A 15,527-nucleotide genomic window follows, 5' to 3' on the forward strand; every position below is an offset into this window, starting at 1 on the left:
GGCGAACTTAGTCGGACCATCGGTTCCTCGGCAAAGGGATAACTGAAGGCAGGTGCGACCGTGGGGTCACAGCCCCTCGTTCATGGCCGCGATCAGTACGGTTGCCTCATAGCGAACGGCGAGCTTGTCGTATCTCGTGGCCACGGCCCGGCGGCGTTTGAGGCGATTGATGCCGCATCCCACAGAGTGCCGCTCGCGGTAATCGATCTTGTCGAACGCCGGGGGCCGACCGCCGCGGGAACCGCGCTTCTTGCGGTTGCGGATCTGGTCCCGCTTCTCCGGGATCGTGCACACGTACGCCCCGAACAAGTGCCTGGAGACAGCCGACTGGAGCACGCAGGCGGGCGCCCCCGCGCGGCTGTGGTCGTGCACCCAGAACCCCAACCAGACCTTCAGCATCGCGGCCGTGGACTGGTAAGCCCCTGGGCGGGCGTCGGGCAGCTGCCGACGCCCGCCCGTTCACGCGGATGAACAGCCTGCCGCGCCGGGCAGGCACCTACCAGACTCCGGGGACCGACGCTCATCCAGCAGCCGGTCGTAGATCCTCTTCGCTGTATGGCGCTGCTTCCGAGGTGCGGTCAGATCGGCTGTGAGGATGCCGTCGACCGCCGACCTGCAGGGGCCAGACGCGTTTCCCGTGGCTGCCTCTTCGTCCAGTGGTTTCTGCAGCGCCGACACCAGTGCCCTGTGTACGGACTCGTAGCCGACGCCGTAGCCAATGAGGCGGTCTGGCGACCAGGAAAGACACCGACGAGGAGATCGAGGTGGCCCTCGGCAGCACGGAGAAGGCCACCGCCGCCCGGCTGCGCCGGTACGACAGCCGCCGCTCCACCGACCCGCACGCGGTGAGCGTCGGCCCCTGCTCGGGGAAACGAGGGACCGGGACCGGTGTCGGCCTGGAGTAGCCCACCGTCCCGTCTCCACGAGCATGACACCTGCGGGGGGCGGCCCGGTCGGGAACACGGGGTCGACCTGGGTAGCGGTGGCGCTGCCGGGGAGCAGGCGGCAACAGCGGAGCATCCCGCTCCCACGGGTCGTCCGGAACGAGATCAGCACGCACGCGGGCACGCTTGTCGACGAGGATTGCCGAACACAAGTCCCGCAGCTCATCTCATTCTGAAACGATCAGTCATGCGACTTTCCAGACGCATAGTTGGTCGAGGAAGGACGCTGCCAGCATCGTGCCGTCCGGGCTGTACGCCACGTTGGAGGCCCCGCTCTCCGCGGCTACGGGGGGAGGCACCTCGTGGAGTTCCCGCGTGGCGACGTCCCAGACCTTCAGCCCGCTTCCGGTGGCACCGGCGAGGGTCTTGCCGTCGCGGCTGAATGCGACCTGGTAGATGAACCAGTCGAAGTTGCTGCTTCCGCCGTCGAAGGAGAGGGCGCCGATCCTGGACCGGAAGTCCGTGTTCCACAGCAGCACCCTCTCGTCGGCGGTGGCGCTCGCCAGCATCGTGCCGTCCGGGCTGTAGGCGAGGCCTTCGAAGCTGTCGTCTGTGGTGATGGAGGCCGTGCTCTTGTGGCTGGAGACATCCCAGAAGCGGATGATTCCAGCCTCGTTGCAGGCCGCCAGTGTTCTGCCGTCCTCGGTGAACACCAGGCCGGTGTGCGCTTTGCCTTGGCTGTTCGTGCGGGCGACGGGGTCGACGAGGGTCGTGATCCGGGTGTGGTCGGCGGCGTCCCACAGGGGGATCGTGCCTTTGGCGTTGGCGCAGGCAAGGATCGTGCCGTCCGGGGCGAACGCCAGGCGCTGCACGGTGAGCGGGTCGTACGCGGCGTCGGTCAGACGGGCGATCGGCCTGCCCGAGGCGACGTCCCACAGGGTGGTGGCACGGTCCTCGGCCGCGGCGAGCACCGTGCCGTCCGCGCTGAACGCCACATCTCTGATCCCCTCATACCTCACCTTCGTGCGATCGTTGAAGGTCGCGGTCCGCTTCAGGCCGATGCTGTCCCACAGCGTGACGGCACCCTCGCTCGTACCGACGGCGATGACCGAATTGTCCGGGGCGAACGCCAGGCACTGCACGGCGCCGCCGTGCTTGGGCGAGACCCGGGGGCCATAGAGGGTGCCCGGGCGCCGCGTGGGTGACGGGGGAGTCGTGCGCCCGGCCGGTTTCGTACTCGGCGTCGGGGCGTTGCCCTTGTCCGATGCGGCGCCTCGGCCGTCGAACAATTTCCAGCCGATGGGTACGGCGACGGCAGCCGCGATCCCCGTGCCGATCAGCAGCGTTCGGCGGCTCGGGCGGGAACTCAGTGCGCCGGCGGGCGGCAGCTGGTCGGGGCCATCGGCCGGAGACTGCGGTACTGCTGGTGGGAAGGATGGCCCCACGAAAGTACGGACGATGGTCGTCGCGTCGGCCGAGGCGACCAGCGTGTCCCCGGCCGACATGCCCAGATACCGTGCCACCTCGGCTTGCTGAGCGTCGATCAGCGCGTGCACCGCGGGCGGCCAGGGGCGCCCGGAGTCGACTTCGTCGCTCCCGATGGACGCCAGAACTTCCGCCGGCGCGGGACGCGCATCCGGGTTCTTGGCGAGGCACGGAGCGATGATGTCCCGCAGCCGTCTCGGGAGAGCACCGAGGTCGGGCTCCTTGTGTACGACGTTGTACAGCGTCTGCGGCGTGGAGTGACCTGCGAACGGGCTCGTACCGGTGTAGGCCAGCAGCAGCATCGTGCCGAACGAGAACATGTCGCTGGCCGGCGTGATCCGCCTGCCCTCCGCCTGCTCGGGCGACATGAATCCCGGTGAGCCGACCAGCCAGCCAGTATGCGTGATCTCGCTGCCGCCGTCGCTGTCGGTGGCCCGTGCGATGCCGAAGTCGATGACCCGGCACCCGTCCACGGTCAGCAGTACATTGGACGGCTTCAGATCGCGGTGGATCAACCGCGCACCATGGACGTCGACCAGGGCCGACAGAAGCCCCGCGGCCAAGTGCAGCACCGCGCGAAGAGGCAGCGCGCCCGAGGTGTCTATGACCTCGCGCAGTGAGGGCCCTGGCACGAACACGGATGCCAGCCAGGGGAGTTCTGCATCCGCGTCGGCGTCGATCACCGCTGCGGTGTGCAAGCCGGACACCCGGCGGGAAGCCTCGACCTCGCGGCGGAACCGCGCCCGGAAGCCCTCGTCCTCCACCAACTGCGCACGCACCACCTTGACCGCGACGACCTGCCCATCGCGGGTACCGCCCAGCAGCACCCGCCCCATCCCGCCCCGGCCGAGCTCGGCCACCACCCGGTACGGACCGACCTCCGGTCCATCCGACGCTTCCAGCGGCTTCACTGGCCCTCCCCGGTCAGAAGACGGTTCCATGCGACGTCCGTGCCGCGTAGATCCGCTTACATCCTTCCCCACCACCCTGCGGGACGGACCATCCGTACCACCACACCGGTCCTGCGGTGAGATTTCCCGGTGGGCAAAGGGTGATGACGGTCAGTCAGCGCCCGGAGAACCTGATCACCTGGGCCGCGATTACGCTGACACCCGGCGAGCGGCCGTCACCGGGGACTTCCTGCCCCACGACATGGACCGGCCGCTGGGACGAAGCCTGCCCAGACTCGTCGATCGATTGGCCCGCCACTCAAGTGGATTAGTCCTGTCGGTCGTTCCTGGGCCCGGCGGGCTTCAACTGAGGCTGCGGAGCAGGCAGGGACACCATGCTTGAAACACACCATCACAAGGGACGCCGTCAGCTACAGCGCGACCGAGGGTGAGGACTACTCCTGCACCGGAGTCGGGCGCCGGTCTCACATTCGCCCGCGAAGCCCCGGAGAGATGTAGGCGACTTCGACGCGGAGGTCGGTGTTCTCCGGGCACCTGCGCAGAGCCCGTGGTTGCCGCAGGAAGTCTTGGCCCCGGTTGAGTCTCCCGTGGGGGGAGACACCAAGCTGGGGGCATGGACAGCGACACGCTCTATTCCATCGGAGAGCTATCCCGCCGGACCGGACTGCCGGTGAAGACCATTCGGTTCTATTCCGACAAGGGCATCGTCCCGCCAACCGACCGGAGCCCGGCGGGTTACCGGCTCTACGGCCTTGACGCACTCGCGCGCCTGGATCTGGCCCGCACGCTGCGTGATCTCGGGCTCGATCTGGCGACCGTGCGCAGGGTGCTGGACCGGGAGGCATCCATGCCGGAAGTCATGGAAGCACACGCCAACGCCTTGGACGTGCAGATCCAGACTCTTCGCCTGCGCCGAGCAGTACTCCGCGCAGGCGCCAGACGCGGCCCCACCGCCATGGAGATGGACCTCATGCACAGACTCGTCACGCTTTCTCAGGCCGAACGACGCCGACTGGTATCCGGATTCATCGACGACGCGTTCAAAGGTGTTCACGCCAACCCCGAGTTCGTGATCCTGATGCGATCCGCCATGCCCGATCTCCCCGACGATCCCACGCCCGAACAGGTCGAGGCCTGGGTGGAACTCGCCGGGCTCTGCCAGAACGCAGACTTCCGTGTCGCGATACGCCGGACAGCTGAGGAGCAGGCGGAAGAGCCTTCCCAGCAGGACGTCGGCACTCTGCACGACGCTCTCAACCAAGCGATGCGTGAACGAATCGCCGAGGCCGTATCCGCCGGCCTCCTGCCGGCCGCCGCCAAAGCTGCATCCCTTACCGACTCGCTGGGCGGCCTCTACGCCGACGCATTCGAGCGTGCCGACGCAAGCGATCTGCGCCGCTGGCTCCTCGCCCGCCTGCAGACAACCGCCGACCCACACGCCGAGCGCTACTGGCAGCTCATGGCAAAGGTCAATGGATGGCCCGCATCACCAACGCTCGCTCCCGTTTACTCCTGGTTCACCGCCGTCTCCGCCAAGAGCGCTGACGACCATCACAAAGGTCTGATGCGATGAGGACACGCGACCTGAAGTTCGGCTTGTACGCAGACGAGCAGGGGCTGGCATGGGCCAAGAAACTTGTTGAGGACGCTGTGGTCTCCCGGAGCGCTCTGATCATCAGCGAGACCGTCGCACACACCTTTGACGGGAGCGAGCTGTCGACCGTCGACGTGTACGACTTTCTTGCGGACCAGTGGGCCGTGGAACATCCTGCTCAGAGCAGCGGCGCACGGCAACTGATCGAGCTGCGCGTCCACTTGTCGTGTTCCCTGCGGACATGGCGGGCGATCCGCAAGGCAGTGATCAAGGCCTGGTGCCCAGAGGGAACGGCCCCCCACACCTGCCGTGTTCCATGGATGGCTGCCTGAAATGGGTTCGCGCTGCCTGGTGGCGCATGAGACGGCCGCCGTGTGGATCGCGGCCATACCAAGTCCCGACCCGCGGGCCGTATCACCGGGTGGGGCAGGACTGAGGGAACCGGGGAAGGCGAAGAGAACCCGCCAGTAACCCTCTGCGACGGATTCCCCAAGATCTTCCGGGTGGGGTGCTCACACGGCCCGATAGTGCTCGCCGAAGAGTCGTGCGACGAGTTCGCCTCGGCTGGAGACCTCGGCCTTGCCGAAGACGGCCTTGAGATGGTCGCGCACGGTGTGCGGGGAGATGAACAGTGTCGCGGCGATCTCAGTGGTGGGCAGCCCGCGCGTGATGAGCTGGGTGATCTCCAGCTCGCGCGGCGTCAGGCCGTACGCCTCGGCGATGAGGACCGCCCGGTCGGTGGCGGTCGCCGGTTCGATGACGAGTGCCACGGGACCGGGTTGACCAGCGGGGCCGCTGAGACAGGAGGCGTGGCAGGTCAACCAGCGGCCGTCAACGGTCCGGATGCGCGTCCTCGCGCCGCCTGCCCGGTCGCGGCCCCGGGCGATCGCCCGGGCCTGCAGCGCAGTGGCGACCACCCAGATCGGCAGGCGCAGGCCCAACTGCGAGGGAATGGAGGGACCTTCGGGGAGCTGAGAGAGGTGCTGCCGCGCCTCTTCGTTGATCGACGTCGGCTCGCCGGAACGATCGAAGAGCACCAGTCCGGGCGCGGGCGCGTCGGTTACGCCGCCGGACGCGGACGGGCGGGCGAACCGGCGCACCCGCGAGGCCAGCGGACCGGACAGACCGGCGAGCAGCGTGGTCTCGGCCGGGCCGAACGGGGCGCCACCGCTCATACGGAACAGACTCACCACGGCCCATGGCCGGTCGCCGACCCGCAGCACGGCCCGTAGCTCGTCGTCCACGCCCTGACCCCCGAGGAGCCGGCGGAAGCGCGCGCTGCGCGCGGGCAGGTCGCCGGTGGCCGCGCGCAGACCGGCCACCGGGACGGCGGCGCGGGCAAGGTCCCGAAACGGGAGGACGTTCTCCTCCAGGAGTTCGCTCTCCCAGTACTCGGCGCAGCCCTCGCCGGAGCCGAGGTTCTCCACCAGCATCGGCGCGGTGATGAGACCGGTTTCCGGGTCGGTGGCCGCCCATACGGCCGAGTCGAACGGAATGAGCCGTCGCAGCTTGGCGGACGTCCGGCTGAAGAGTTCACGTGTGTCGGTGACCCGATCCGCACCCGACAGCACCTCGGCGTGACCTGACAGCGCCTCGGCGTGGCGGCGCGCATCGGACATGGAGATATCCCTCCCGTGGTCTGGATGCAGGCCAGCCTGCCCGCCCTCCTGTCCTCCGCCAACCCCCCCCGTTTGAGGGGGATATTTCCGGCCGGTCACCCCTGGCGGGGGATGGGGCTCGGCACTGGGGGCGGCGAGTCTCGATGAGGCCGCGGCTCCTTTCGGCGGCAGCCCGGAACGTGAAGGGAAGAACGAAGAACATGGACATCGCAATAGTCGGAGCGGGTGCTGCCGCGGTCGGTCTGCTGGACAGCCTGGCGGCCACCGCCGACAGCCCTGGGGCCATCACGGTGTTCGAGCCGTCCCCGCATCTTTGGCGTGGCCGCCCGTACGGCCCTGACCTGGACACGGTGCTGGTCAACGCACCACCGGCCATCATGTCGATCCGCCACCTGGACTTCGGGCACCACGCGGCCTGGCTGGGCACGCGTGGCCCGGCTCACCTCGACGAACGGCTGGGCCAGCCGCTGGTTCCGCGATCGCTCTACGGCGAGTACCTGGCACACACCGCGGAGACGGCCTTGGCCACCCTGCGCGAAGTCGGCTGGCGGGTGCGGGTCGTCACCGCCCGCGTCATCGGCGCATCCCGGTCCGGGGCCACATGGTCGCTCCGCACCGAGGACGGACGTGGGCACGAGGCCGACCACGTGGCCTTGTGCGTGGGCGGGGGGACGCCACAAGACCCATACGGTCTCGGCGGCGCCTCCGGTTTCGTGGACGATCCGTACCCGCTGGCACGCACCCTCGACCGGGTCGCGGCCGGCAGCAACGTCGCGGTCATCGGGAGCGGTCTGACCGCGGTCGACGTCGTCGTGTCGCTCGCCGCGCGCGGGCACACCGGGCCGGTCACGGTGCTGTCCCGAAGCGGTGTGCTGCCCCATGTCTGGCAGCGCCCGGTCGAGCACCGGCCGCAGCATGTGACCGCCGAGCGGGTGGCGGTGCTGCACCGGCAGCACGGTGCCGTCACCCTCAAGGACCTCATGGGGCTGCTGCGAGCCGAACTGGCGGAGACCGGAGAGGCCTTCGAGGCCTTCGTGGCCGACTTGCTGGCGACCACAACCGAAGATCCGGTCCGGCGCTTGCGGGCGCAACTGGACGCTGTCGACGACTCCAGGATCGGCCGCCGGGTCCTCCAGGAGACAGCGCACAGCGTTGGCCCGTACGCGTGGCGGCTGCTGCCCGAGCCCGACCGTGTGCGGCTGCAGCGCCACTTCCGCATGGCGACGAGCGTGGCCTCACCGATGGTCCCGGTGAACGCCGCCACCATCATGCGGATGTTGGACTCCGGGCAACTCGCCGTCGCCGCGGGCGTACGCAAGATCGAGGCGGCGGAAGGGGTGTTCCGGGTACGCCTCGACGACGACGAACGCACGTTCGATACCGTCATCAATGCCGTGAACCCGCCACCGCAGGCGATCCCTCGGGGAGCCGGGCAGTTGGTCACCGCCTTGCTGGCCGACGGCTCCGCCGAGCTGCACCCGGCCGGTGGACTGGTTCCGGGTGACCCGCGCCTGTACGTGGTGGGAGACCTCGCCGGGGGCGGTCCGTTCATTACGTCAAGCATTGCGGGCATAGCGGCCCAAGCGGCACGGGCCGTGCAGACGATCGTCGCGGCCGGCGATGGGGGAGCCATGTCATAACCGATCATGGAACGTGCGGGTCGAACGGGTTTTCTGCCAGGGTGCCCTTTCCGTTGTACGTGCATGAAGGCAGGGCCTCTCGGTAGCTCGGGGATGCGAATCCGACCGAGCAGTGCCGGGAGGCCCTGCTGTCGTTGCTGTACGCGTCCGCACCCATTCAGTTCAACTCGGCTGCTCCAGCGTGTGATTGCCTCGCATGTGTACGGCAATGCGGCCGAGCATCCGGACCGGGAACGCCGGTCTCCCTGCGACATGTCGGACGCGGAGTGGGCGGCCGTCCGGCCTTTGCTGCCGGTGCCGGCCTGGCTTCAGGGGCGGGGCGAGCAGTGGTGCCAGCCGGGCGGGGTCGTAGTCAGCCCGCCGGCTTTCCAGGTCGTCGTCCGCATGGGCGACCTCCTCCACCACCCATACGTCGCGCCTCGACTCCCTGCACCCCTCGGCCAGATCCGTCGGCGAGTCCAGCGTGACGTACGGCCACCAGCCGGTCTCGCCGTGCCTGCCGCGCCACTCCTCCCGGACCTCTCGGGCCCGCTCGCGCGGCACGCACACCCCGACGACGTCGAAGCCAGCCGTCGTCACAGCCCGGTCGCCCTCAGCTGTGGGGAAGCACATCTGCAGGCGGAGAAGGAGGTCATGGGAGGAAGGGACGAGGCCGGTGGAGGAACGAACTCATGAGATCTGGCCCCTAATCGCCACCGACACGTCTCGCACCCGATATCTCCGCCTCCTGGAGCGTCGCCCTGGTCCCTGCCATCTCCGGGGGCGCAGGAAGCAAGGTGTGGGCGGCAGTTGTCCAGCATGCTGATCGGCGTGCGGGGGTCTTGGGCCGGAGGGCGTCAGGCGGGGCCGGGGGCGCTGCCGGATGTGGGGGTCGGTTGCTGTTCGCGCAGGGCCCAGGGGGAGCCGTAGGCGGTGAGCAGGTCGAGGAAGGGGCGCGGCGGCAGGGCTTCGGGGCCCAGGACGCCGGGCCCGGTCCAGGCGCCGGTGGCGAGGAGTTCGAGGGCCACCACCGGGTTGACGGCGGTCTGCCAGACGACGGCCTGGGAGTCGTACTCCCTCATGGACCACTGGTTGTCGACCACGTGGTAGAGGTACACCTCGCGGGGCACGCCGTCCTTCGTGCCCTTGACCCAGGTCCCGGCGCAGGTCTTTCCGGTCATCCGCTCTCCGAGTGCCGCGGGGTCGGGCAGGCAGGCGGCGACCACGTCGCGGGGCGAGACGCGGGCCGGGCTGCCGTCCTCGCCGCGGACGGTTACCGGCGCGGTGGAGTCCAGGCCCAGGGCGTGCAGGGTCTTGAGCTTGCCGATGAAGTCCTGGCCGAGTCCGTATTTGAAGGTGACCCGGCGGGCTTGGACCCAGCGCGGGATCAGGAGGACTTCCTCGTGCTCGACGTTGACGCACTCGACGGGGCCGATGCCCTCGGGGAAGTCGAAGACCTCCGGCTCGCTGAACGGGGCGGTGGTGAACCAGCCGCGTTCTCGCTCGTACACCACGGGAGGATTCAGGCATTCCTCGATCGTCGTCCAGACGTTGAAGGACGGCGCGAAGTCGTAGCCCTCGACGGACAGGTCGGCGCCGTCGCGGATGCCGATCTCCTCGATGTCGTCGAAGAGCTCGTCGGCCGCGTAGCGGGCGAAGACGTCCGAGAGCCCGGGCTCGACACCCATGCCGACGAGCGCGATGCGGCCCGACTTCTCCCACTCGGCGGCCCGTTCGAACTGCTCGTCGCCGAGCTTCACCCCACACATGCTGTGCGGGTCGTCGGGGTGCGGGCGGGAGAGGGACATGGCCATGTCGAGGTAGTGGCTGCCCGCCGCCAGCGCGGCGTTGAACAGGGGCATCACGAAGCGCGGATCGGTGGCGTTCATCAGGACGTCGCAGCCGCGCTCGGTGAGCAGCCGGGTGACCGCCGCCTCGTCGGAGGCGTCGACGCGGCAGGCGCTGAACCGTGTCTCCTCGCCGCCCAGGGCCGCGACCGCGGCCTCGGCCCGGGCCAGGTCGTAGTCGGCGACGACGAAGCGGTCGAAGAAGCCGCGGCGGGCGGCGATCTTGGTGATCGCGCTCCCGACACCGCCGGCGCCCACAAGCAGAACACGCATGGCACAGTCCTTTCTCGGTGAGGCGGGTGCCTCAGGGGGCTGATGGAACCCGGCGCTCCGAGTTAAGGTCAATGATGTTGGCATAAGGCGGCGGACCCGGACGGCGACACGGAAGAGCGTGGCGATGGCGAAGGAAGTGGTCCCTGAGGAGGCCCGCAGACGGCGGCGCCCCACTCGGCAGGGGACGGTGCTCTCCGAGCGGCTCATAGTCGAGACGGCGCTGCGGATGGTGCGCGAGCACGGGAGCGCGGGCCTGTCCGCCCGGCGGCTCGGCGCCGCGCTGGGGGCGGACCCCAGCACCCTGTACCGGTATTTCGACGGCATGGACGGACTCAGACTCGCCATCGGCGAGGAGCTGATCGGCCGGGCGACGGCCGGCTGGGTCGCGACGGGGCACTGGCGTGCGGACCTGCGCTCACTGGGCCTGCGCATCCACGGCGCCTACCTCGCCCATCCGCAGGCCGCGCTGCTGACCGCGAGCCGGGTGACCGGCCGGCCGCGGGAGATCACCGCCGACGAGGCGATCCTCGACAGCCTTCGCGGCGCGGGGTTCGCAGATGTGGACGCGGTGCGGATCTATCACGCCTACATCGATCAGTGCCTGGCCTTCGCGGCGCTCGACGCGGGCGCCCTCGCGCTGACGCCGAAGGCGCGCGAGGCGGACGAGGAGATGTGGGAGTCGACGTATGCCCGGCTGGGAGCCGACGCGTACCCGAACATCGCGGCCACCGCCGGGCTGCTGGCCGAACGTATGCCCCACAGCGCGTACCCGGTCGCGCTGGACATGCTGCTGGAGAGCGCCGAACGCCAACTGGCGGCCGGGGGCGCCGCCGGCTGAGCGGGCGGGGCTTATGCCACCACCATCGATCCCCTGTGCGGCGCGCGGGTTTCCTCTTCGCATTCACGCCCCGTCCACGCCGCACCAGTGAGGGACCATGGCCGAAGACACCCCGCGGACGGCGGCCGCAACGCTCGAACCGAACGCGATCGGGTTCGTCGACGTCTTGCGGACACGGGACGGCAGACGGACCCCGTCGCTGAACTGGAGTCCGTCCTCACCGACGAGGCGGCCTCGTCGGTCGACGAACGCCTGTTCGCCCAGGCCCGGCTCACCTTGGCGCGCGGTGTGCGGAAGCTGGACGAGTTCCTCGCCTCGGCGGAGGAGTTCCTGCGTCTCGCGGACACCGTCGCGGCCTGGGAGGACGACCGCACGATCCACAACCTGATGGCCGCGGAGGCGGCGACGACGCCGGCGACGGCCGACCGCTGGGAGGCAGCCGGCACGGCGTACGAACGGGCGGTCGCCGCGTACGTCGAGGCGACGCACCAGCTGATCATCCACATGATGCGCGAGTTCGCCCGTCTCACGGTGTCCTCGCGGGAGGAGGAGGGCGACGTCGAAGCGGCGCTGCGGCACTGGCGGACGCCGACGCGGTCCTCGCTGCGGTCCCGGGACGGCACCGAGGGCTTCCACTCCTGGTACGAGAGCGGCGAGATCCAAAACCGCCGGGCCTGTGTCCCCGCCCAGGCGGAACGCTTCGCGGAGGCCCTGACCGAGGCAGAGGCCGCGGTCGCCGCGCACGAACAGGGCGGGCAGCAAGGCGAGATACCGCGCGCCGAGGCAGTCAAGTTCGCGGCCCTTGTCGAGGGCAACGGCCCGGGCCACGTTGAGGAGGCCGTCGCCCGCCTCAGGCCTCGCGCAACACTGCGAAGGCGTGACCGTGCTGGCCGACGGCGCCTACATCAACACCGGCCTCGTCGTCACGCACCGCAAACGCATCCGACGAGCCCTGCTGCCAGCCGAAGAGGAGGAGCCAACGCCGAACACCGCAAAGTCAGAGCCCGCATCGAGCACGCCTTCGCCCGGACGCAGCACTACAAGATCCTCCGCGACTGCCGTCAGCGCGGCGCTGGCCTCCACCACGCGGTCCAACGTCGCCCACATGCACAACTTCGCCCTCGCCGCATGACCAGAACGGCCTCAACCCGGCGCTGACCTACCACGAGCTGCGCACCCTGTTCGCCAGGGACGACGCCTTCCGCGCCTCGGTGGAGGCCTTCGGGCGCGCCGACCACGCGAAGCACTTCGCCACGGTCGATGACGCGGAACGCCGGCGACGCGTCACCACTCCAGCGCATATTTCCTCGAGGAGTTCGCCGTCTTCTGCTGCCTCACCCGCCGCGACCTGCCGGTCATGGTCCACCCCGGGCAGTGCAGCACCCTCGCCGAGATCGCGGCCCGGCACCACCCCCAGGCGCCCGACGAACTCCGCGACCTGACCCTCGTCTCCCTCTGCGTCCAGGGCCGGTAGCGCAGCCCCGCACGCACCCGCGAAAACCTGTGGAACGGCGGCACCGTGCGCCCGTACCGTGCTGCCGAGCCACGTCGTCGAGCCAAGGGCAGGCCGTTGTACACCGTGTGAGACCCCCCGAGCGCTGAATCGTCGCGCGTCGCGCCTGCGCGCCGCGCTCCTTCTTGCTGCGGATTTCTCACTGAAACCGGTGTACTCCTGTGCTCAACAGCTGGGTGGTCATGCCCACCTGCCTTCCTGTAGTCCTCCGCCGTTGCCACACCTGCGCCTCCGAGCGCTTCCGGGCGAACGGCAAGTTCCGCGTCAACGCGAACCACAAGCTCCTCGACGCCTGGCTCCTCGTGCTCTGCACCTCCTGCGGGGAGACGGCCAAGCTCACGGTCCTGGAGCGGGCGAACGTCCGCTCCGTACGACCTGAGCTGCTCGACCGGATGCACGACAACGACCCGCGCCTGGCAGCCGTGTTGCTCCAGGATCCGGTCCTACGGCGACGCAACCGCGTCGCCCTCGACTGGGACGGCGCCTGGCGCCTCGACACCGGCGGATCGGATCACCTGGGCGGCGAGGCCGTCGACGTCTCGGTCCGCTTCGCCGCCCGGATTCCCGTACGGCCGGTCCGGCTGATCGCAGAAGGCTTCGGTCTGTCACGGGCCGAGGTCGAGAGACTGGTCGCGGAGGGCAGGATCGTCTCGGCGGACCGGCTGAGCGGCCGGCTATCCGGCGACTTCACCTTTGTGCTCAAGCGCTGAGCCCTCACGGGACCAGGGACCTGTCCGGCACGATCCACCGCTGGGCAGGCCTTAGTCCTGCCAGTAGAAGAGCAGCGCGTCGACCGTGAGGGGGTTCCGTCCGCCGAAGGAGTAGACGCAGAGGTCCGTGACCCGGATCGCTCCCGTCTCCCCGTCGATCCAGCGGAAGCCCGCCGATTCGAGTGCACGCCAGGCGGCGTCGGGAGCGTCCTCCTCGGCGGTCGCGAACGGGCCGAGGGTACTGATCAGGAGCCGGTCCCCACCGACCTCGATCACGTGGTACGTCCCGTCCCCCTGCTGGTTGTCGTCGCCGCAGGAGACCGGGGGCTTCGGCGCCAGGCCGGCCGCCGTGAGGGCGGCCGTCGCCCGGCGGAGCTGGTCGTCCACGTCGGGGCGGGCGGGCGGCTCGGCGCAGACGGCCTCGATCCGCCACCGCGGGTCGCTCAGGCGCTCACAACCGGGACCGTACTCGTGGACGATCGCATTGCGGGCTCCTCGTCCAGGCCCTCGACCTCGACTCGGGGGCGCCCCAGGCGTTCGTAGACCGCCCGGGCCTCGGCCCTGTTCTCGGTGAGGCCGTACAGCGCGTACGCCGCCCAGACCTTCGCCTCGGTCGTCGGCGCCTCGTCGAGGTAGGCACGCAGTCGGTCCGCGTCGGTCGCGAGCGACTGGGCGACGTATGCGACCCGCCGGTCCGGGTCCGCGAGCGCGTAGGTCACGTCCTCGTCGCCGCGGTACCGCATCCAGACGCGGAACTCCCGGTCCTCGGGGTGATCCTCGCCGAGCTCGGCCAGGATCGCGTCCGCTCCGTACCGGTCCACGAGCCCGTCCAGACCTGCATCGCCCGCGTCACGGGCGCTCCGCCACGGCGAGGCGGCGAGCGTCGCCAGCTCGCGAGCGGCCGAGTGGTCGCCGAGCAGCCCTCGCGCCTTGAGGAAGGCCTCTCCCATGCCGTACGAGGTGTCGGAGGCGCGGTCCTCGTGCCGCAGCCAGGGCAGCAGCTCCGTCCGGTCGGCGAGCAGGTCGAGCAGGGCCCTGCGCACCTCGGAGGTGTCCTGGGGGTCCTGGACGCATGCGATCAGCTCGGGGACGTACCGCTCGGGGACCCGGCCGGTCAGCGCGATCACGCACGGCCTGCGGCGCCACCACGGGTGCCCGGGGTCCGCCACGTACCGGGCGACTTCCTCCGCGCCGACCTCCCGCAGGCCTGCGGTGTCGTCGAATCCGGCCTGCGGTATCAGGGCCTCGATGCTTTGCATCCGGGGATGCTACTGCCCCGGCAATGCGCTGAGCAGGCCGATGTCACCTACGCGCGCACGGTCTGCCCGATGGGGACAATATGGACGTATGACGCTGCTCTGCGAGCGTGGCCTCGCCGTCGTCGAGGCGCCGTCCGTGCTCGGGTTGCGGCCGTCCGGGGGCCAGGAGCTGCCGGAGGCCGTGCTCGGCGGAGTGGCGCGGGTCGCGCGGGTCGAACCGCTTGCGTACGACCCGGTGCGGGACATCGAGACCGGGGTGCTCAACCCGGGTGGGATCGCGCGGTACTCCGTACAGCTGGCGGACGCCGTCGGCGAGGTGCTCGACTCCGGGCGCTTTCCCGTCGTCCTGGGCGGAGACTGCAGCATTCTGCTCGGGAACCTGCTTGCTCTGCGGCGCAGGGGGCGGTACGGGCTGCTGTTCCTCGACGGACACACGGACTTCTACCAGCCGTCCGCCGAGCCCACCGGCGAGGTCGCGTCGATGGAACTCGCCCTGGCCACCGGGCGCGGCCCCCGGCCGCTCGCCGACCTGGAGGGGCGGGGGCCGCTGGTGCGGGACGAGGACGTCGTCGCGTTCGGGTTCCGGGACGCCGACGAGTCCGCCGCGGCGGGGAGCCGGCCGCTCCCGCCGGGGCTGTACGCCCTCGCCCTCGACGACGTGCGCACGGCCGGCGCGGGCGCGGCCGCGCGCGGCGCCGTCGCCCGGATCGCCGAGCGGGACGGGTACTGGGTCCACCTCGACGTCGACGTCCTGGACGACGCGATCATGCCCGCCGTCGACTACCGGCAGCCCGGCGGGCTGAGCTGGGCCGAGCTGGAGGACGTGCTGAGGACGGCCCTGGGCCACGAGCGTGCCGTCGGGTTCGACGTCACGATCTTCAACCCGCGGCTCGACCCCGACGGGACGATCGCCGGCTGCCTGACCGACTGCCTGCGGCGGGCCCTGGCGGTCCAAGGCCCGCCGGTCTAGCGCTC

Annotated in this window: 15 protein-coding genes and 1 pseudogene; 8 read left to right on the plus strand and 8 right to left on the minus strand. The window is 70.0% G+C overall.

From position 1 onward, the window contains the following. Nucleotides 1-66 precede the first annotated feature (66 nt). The gene (locus OG462_RS41010) at nucleotides 67-399 is read right to left on the minus strand and encodes a hypothetical protein (protein ID WP_406066000.1); all 333 of its coding nucleotides are present in this window, start codon (nucleotides 397-399) and stop codon (nucleotides 67-69) included. A 365-nt stretch (nucleotides 400-764) separates the two neighbouring features. Between OG462_RS41010 and OG462_RS41015 the strand changes: the two genes are divergently transcribed. Further along, entirely contained in the window at nucleotides 765-905 is a 141-nt protein-coding gene (locus OG462_RS41015; protein ID WP_406066001.1) for a hypothetical protein, read from the plus strand. A gap of 224 nt (nucleotides 906-1,129) precedes the next feature. Here OG462_RS41015 and OG462_RS41020 read toward each other — a convergent pair whose 3' ends face one another. After that, the gene (locus OG462_RS41020; RefSeq protein ID WP_406066003.1) at nucleotides 1,130-3,280 is read right to left on the minus strand and encodes a WD40 repeat domain-containing serine/threonine protein kinase; all 2,151 of its coding nucleotides are present in this window, start codon (nucleotides 3,278-3,280) and stop codon (nucleotides 1,130-1,132) included. 613 nt (nucleotides 3,281-3,893) lie between these two features. Here OG462_RS41020 and OG462_RS41025 point away from each other — a divergent pair. Beyond that, the gene (locus OG462_RS41025) at nucleotides 3,894-4,853 is read left to right on the plus strand and encodes a MerR family transcriptional regulator (RefSeq protein WP_406066004.1); all 960 of its coding nucleotides are present in this window, start codon (nucleotides 3,894-3,896) and stop codon (nucleotides 4,851-4,853) included. Beyond that, a complete protein-coding gene (locus tag OG462_RS41030) occupies nucleotides 4,850-5,206 on the plus strand; it encodes a hypothetical protein (protein ID WP_406066006.1) in 357 nt (118 codons plus the stop codon). The genes OG462_RS41025 and OG462_RS41030 overlap by 4 nt, the downstream gene beginning before the upstream one ends. A 180-nt stretch (nucleotides 5,207-5,386) precedes the next feature. Here OG462_RS41030 and OG462_RS41035 read toward each other — a convergent pair whose 3' ends face one another. Next, on the minus strand, nucleotides 5,387-6,493 hold the full coding sequence (locus OG462_RS41035) for a LuxR C-terminal-related transcriptional regulator (RefSeq protein WP_406066008.1): 1,107 nt from the start codon (nucleotides 6,491-6,493) through the stop codon (nucleotides 5,387-5,389). Nucleotides 6,494-6,636: 143 nt separating this feature from the next. Between OG462_RS41035 and OG462_RS41040 the strand changes: the two genes are divergently transcribed. Next, nucleotides 6,637-8,133: an FAD/NAD(P)-binding protein gene (locus tag OG462_RS41040; RefSeq protein ID WP_406066010.1), complete on the plus strand. Its 1,497-nt coding sequence runs from the start codon at nucleotides 6,637-6,639 to the stop codon at nucleotides 8,131-8,133. A 162-nt stretch (nucleotides 8,134-8,295) separates the two neighbouring features. Here the strand turns inward: OG462_RS41040 and OG462_RS41045 are convergent, their stop codons facing one another. Together OG462_RS41045 and OG462_RS41050 are read right to left on the minus strand one after the other, a co-directional pair. Then, nucleotides 8,296-8,712: a hypothetical protein gene (locus OG462_RS41045; RefSeq protein WP_406066012.1), complete on the minus strand. Its 417-nt coding sequence runs from the start codon at nucleotides 8,710-8,712 to the stop codon at nucleotides 8,296-8,298. Between the two features lie 257 nt (nucleotides 8,713-8,969). Next, nucleotides 8,970-10,232, minus strand: a complete 1,263-nt coding sequence (locus OG462_RS41050; protein WP_406066014.1) for a saccharopine dehydrogenase C-terminal domain-containing protein — start codon at nucleotides 10,230-10,232, stop codon at nucleotides 8,970-8,972. 124 nt (nucleotides 10,233-10,356) lie between these two features. Between OG462_RS41050 and OG462_RS41055 the strand changes: the two genes are divergently transcribed. Further along, nucleotides 10,357-11,070, plus strand: coding sequence for a TetR/AcrR family transcriptional regulator (locus OG462_RS41055; protein WP_406066016.1), 714 nt, complete (start codon nucleotides 10,357-10,359; stop codon nucleotides 11,068-11,070). Between the two features lie 63 nt (nucleotides 11,071-11,133). Here OG462_RS41055 and OG462_RS41060 read toward each other — a convergent pair whose 3' ends face one another. Then, nucleotides 11,134-11,451: a hypothetical protein gene (locus OG462_RS41060; RefSeq protein ID WP_406066018.1), complete on the minus strand. Its 318-nt coding sequence runs from the start codon at nucleotides 11,449-11,451 to the stop codon at nucleotides 11,134-11,136. Nucleotides 11,452-11,920: 469 nt separating this feature from the next. Here OG462_RS41060 and OG462_RS41065 point away from each other — a divergent pair. Together OG462_RS41065 and OG462_RS41070 are read left to right on the plus strand one after the other, a co-directional pair. After that, a pseudogene (locus OG462_RS41065) lies at nucleotides 11,921-12,202 on the plus strand (transposase family protein); the annotation flags it as partial. A gap of 542 nt (nucleotides 12,203-12,744) precedes the next feature. Next, nucleotides 12,745-13,293 (plus strand): DUF1062 domain-containing protein, encoded by a 549-nt coding sequence (locus OG462_RS41070; protein ID WP_406066020.1) that lies wholly within the window; start codon nucleotides 12,745-12,747, stop codon nucleotides 13,291-13,293. A gap of 51 nt (nucleotides 13,294-13,344) precedes the next feature. On the opposite strand, the gene OG462_RS41075 is transcribed toward OG462_RS41070, so the two are convergent. Continuing rightward, nucleotides 13,345-13,680 carry a hypothetical protein gene (locus tag OG462_RS41075; protein ID WP_406066022.1) on the minus strand — a complete coding sequence of 112 codons (336 nt, stop codon included), beginning with the start codon at nucleotides 13,678-13,680 and terminating at the stop codon, nucleotides 13,345-13,347. A 56-nt stretch (nucleotides 13,681-13,736) separates the two neighbouring features. Next, nucleotides 13,737-14,552 (minus strand): hypothetical protein, encoded by an 816-nt coding sequence (locus tag OG462_RS41080; RefSeq protein ID WP_406066024.1) that lies wholly within the window; start codon nucleotides 14,550-14,552, stop codon nucleotides 13,737-13,739. 88 nt (nucleotides 14,553-14,640) lie between these two features. On the opposite strand from OG462_RS41080, the gene OG462_RS41085 reads away from it, so the two are divergent. After that, nucleotides 14,641-15,522 carry an arginase family protein gene (locus OG462_RS41085; RefSeq protein WP_406066026.1) on the plus strand — a complete coding sequence of 294 codons (882 nt, stop codon included), beginning with the start codon at nucleotides 14,641-14,643 and terminating at the stop codon, nucleotides 15,520-15,522. The last annotated feature ends 5 nt before the right edge of the window (nucleotides 15,523-15,527 follow it).

This window comes from Streptomyces sp. NBC_01077, from assembly GCF_045162855.1.
Classification (GTDB): domain Bacteria; phylum Actinomycetota; class Actinomycetes; order Streptomycetales; family Streptomycetaceae; genus Streptomyces.

What these genes read in the sequence shown, in the direction of transcription:
- OG462_RS41010 (WP_406066000.1), bottom strand. Translation starts at nt 399, where the DNA reads ATGCTGAAGGTCTGGTTGGGGTTCTGGGTGCACGACCACAGCCGCGCG.
- OG462_RS41025 (WP_406066004.1), top strand. Translation starts at nt 3,894, where the DNA reads ATGGACAGCGACACGCTCTATTCCATCGGAGAGCTATCCCGCCGGACC.
- OG462_RS41030 (WP_406066006.1), top strand. Translation starts at nt 4,850, where the DNA reads ATGAGGACACGCGACCTGAAGTTCGGCTTGTACGCAGACGAGCAGGGG.
- OG462_RS41035 (WP_406066008.1), bottom strand. Translation starts at nt 6,493, where the DNA reads ATGTCCGATGCGCGCCGCCACGCCGAGGCGCTGTCAGGTCACGCCGAG.
- OG462_RS41040 (WP_406066010.1), top strand. Translation starts at nt 6,637, where the DNA reads ATGAGGCCGCGGCTCCTTTCGGCGGCAGCCCGGAACGTGAAGGGAAGA.
- OG462_RS41050 (WP_406066014.1), bottom strand. Translation starts at nt 10,232, where the DNA reads ATGCGTGTTCTGCTTGTGGGCGCCGGCGGTGTCGGGAGCGCGATCACC.
- OG462_RS41055 (WP_406066016.1), top strand. Translation starts at nt 10,357, where the DNA reads ATGGCGAAGGAAGTGGTCCCTGAGGAGGCCCGCAGACGGCGGCGCCCC.
- OG462_RS41080 (WP_406066024.1), bottom strand. Translation starts at nt 14,552, where the DNA reads ATGCAAAGCATCGAGGCCCTGATACCGCAGGCCGGATTCGACGACACC.
- OG462_RS41085 (WP_406066026.1), top strand. Translation starts at nt 14,641, where the DNA reads ATGACGCTGCTCTGCGAGCGTGGCCTCGCCGTCGTCGAGGCGCCGTCC.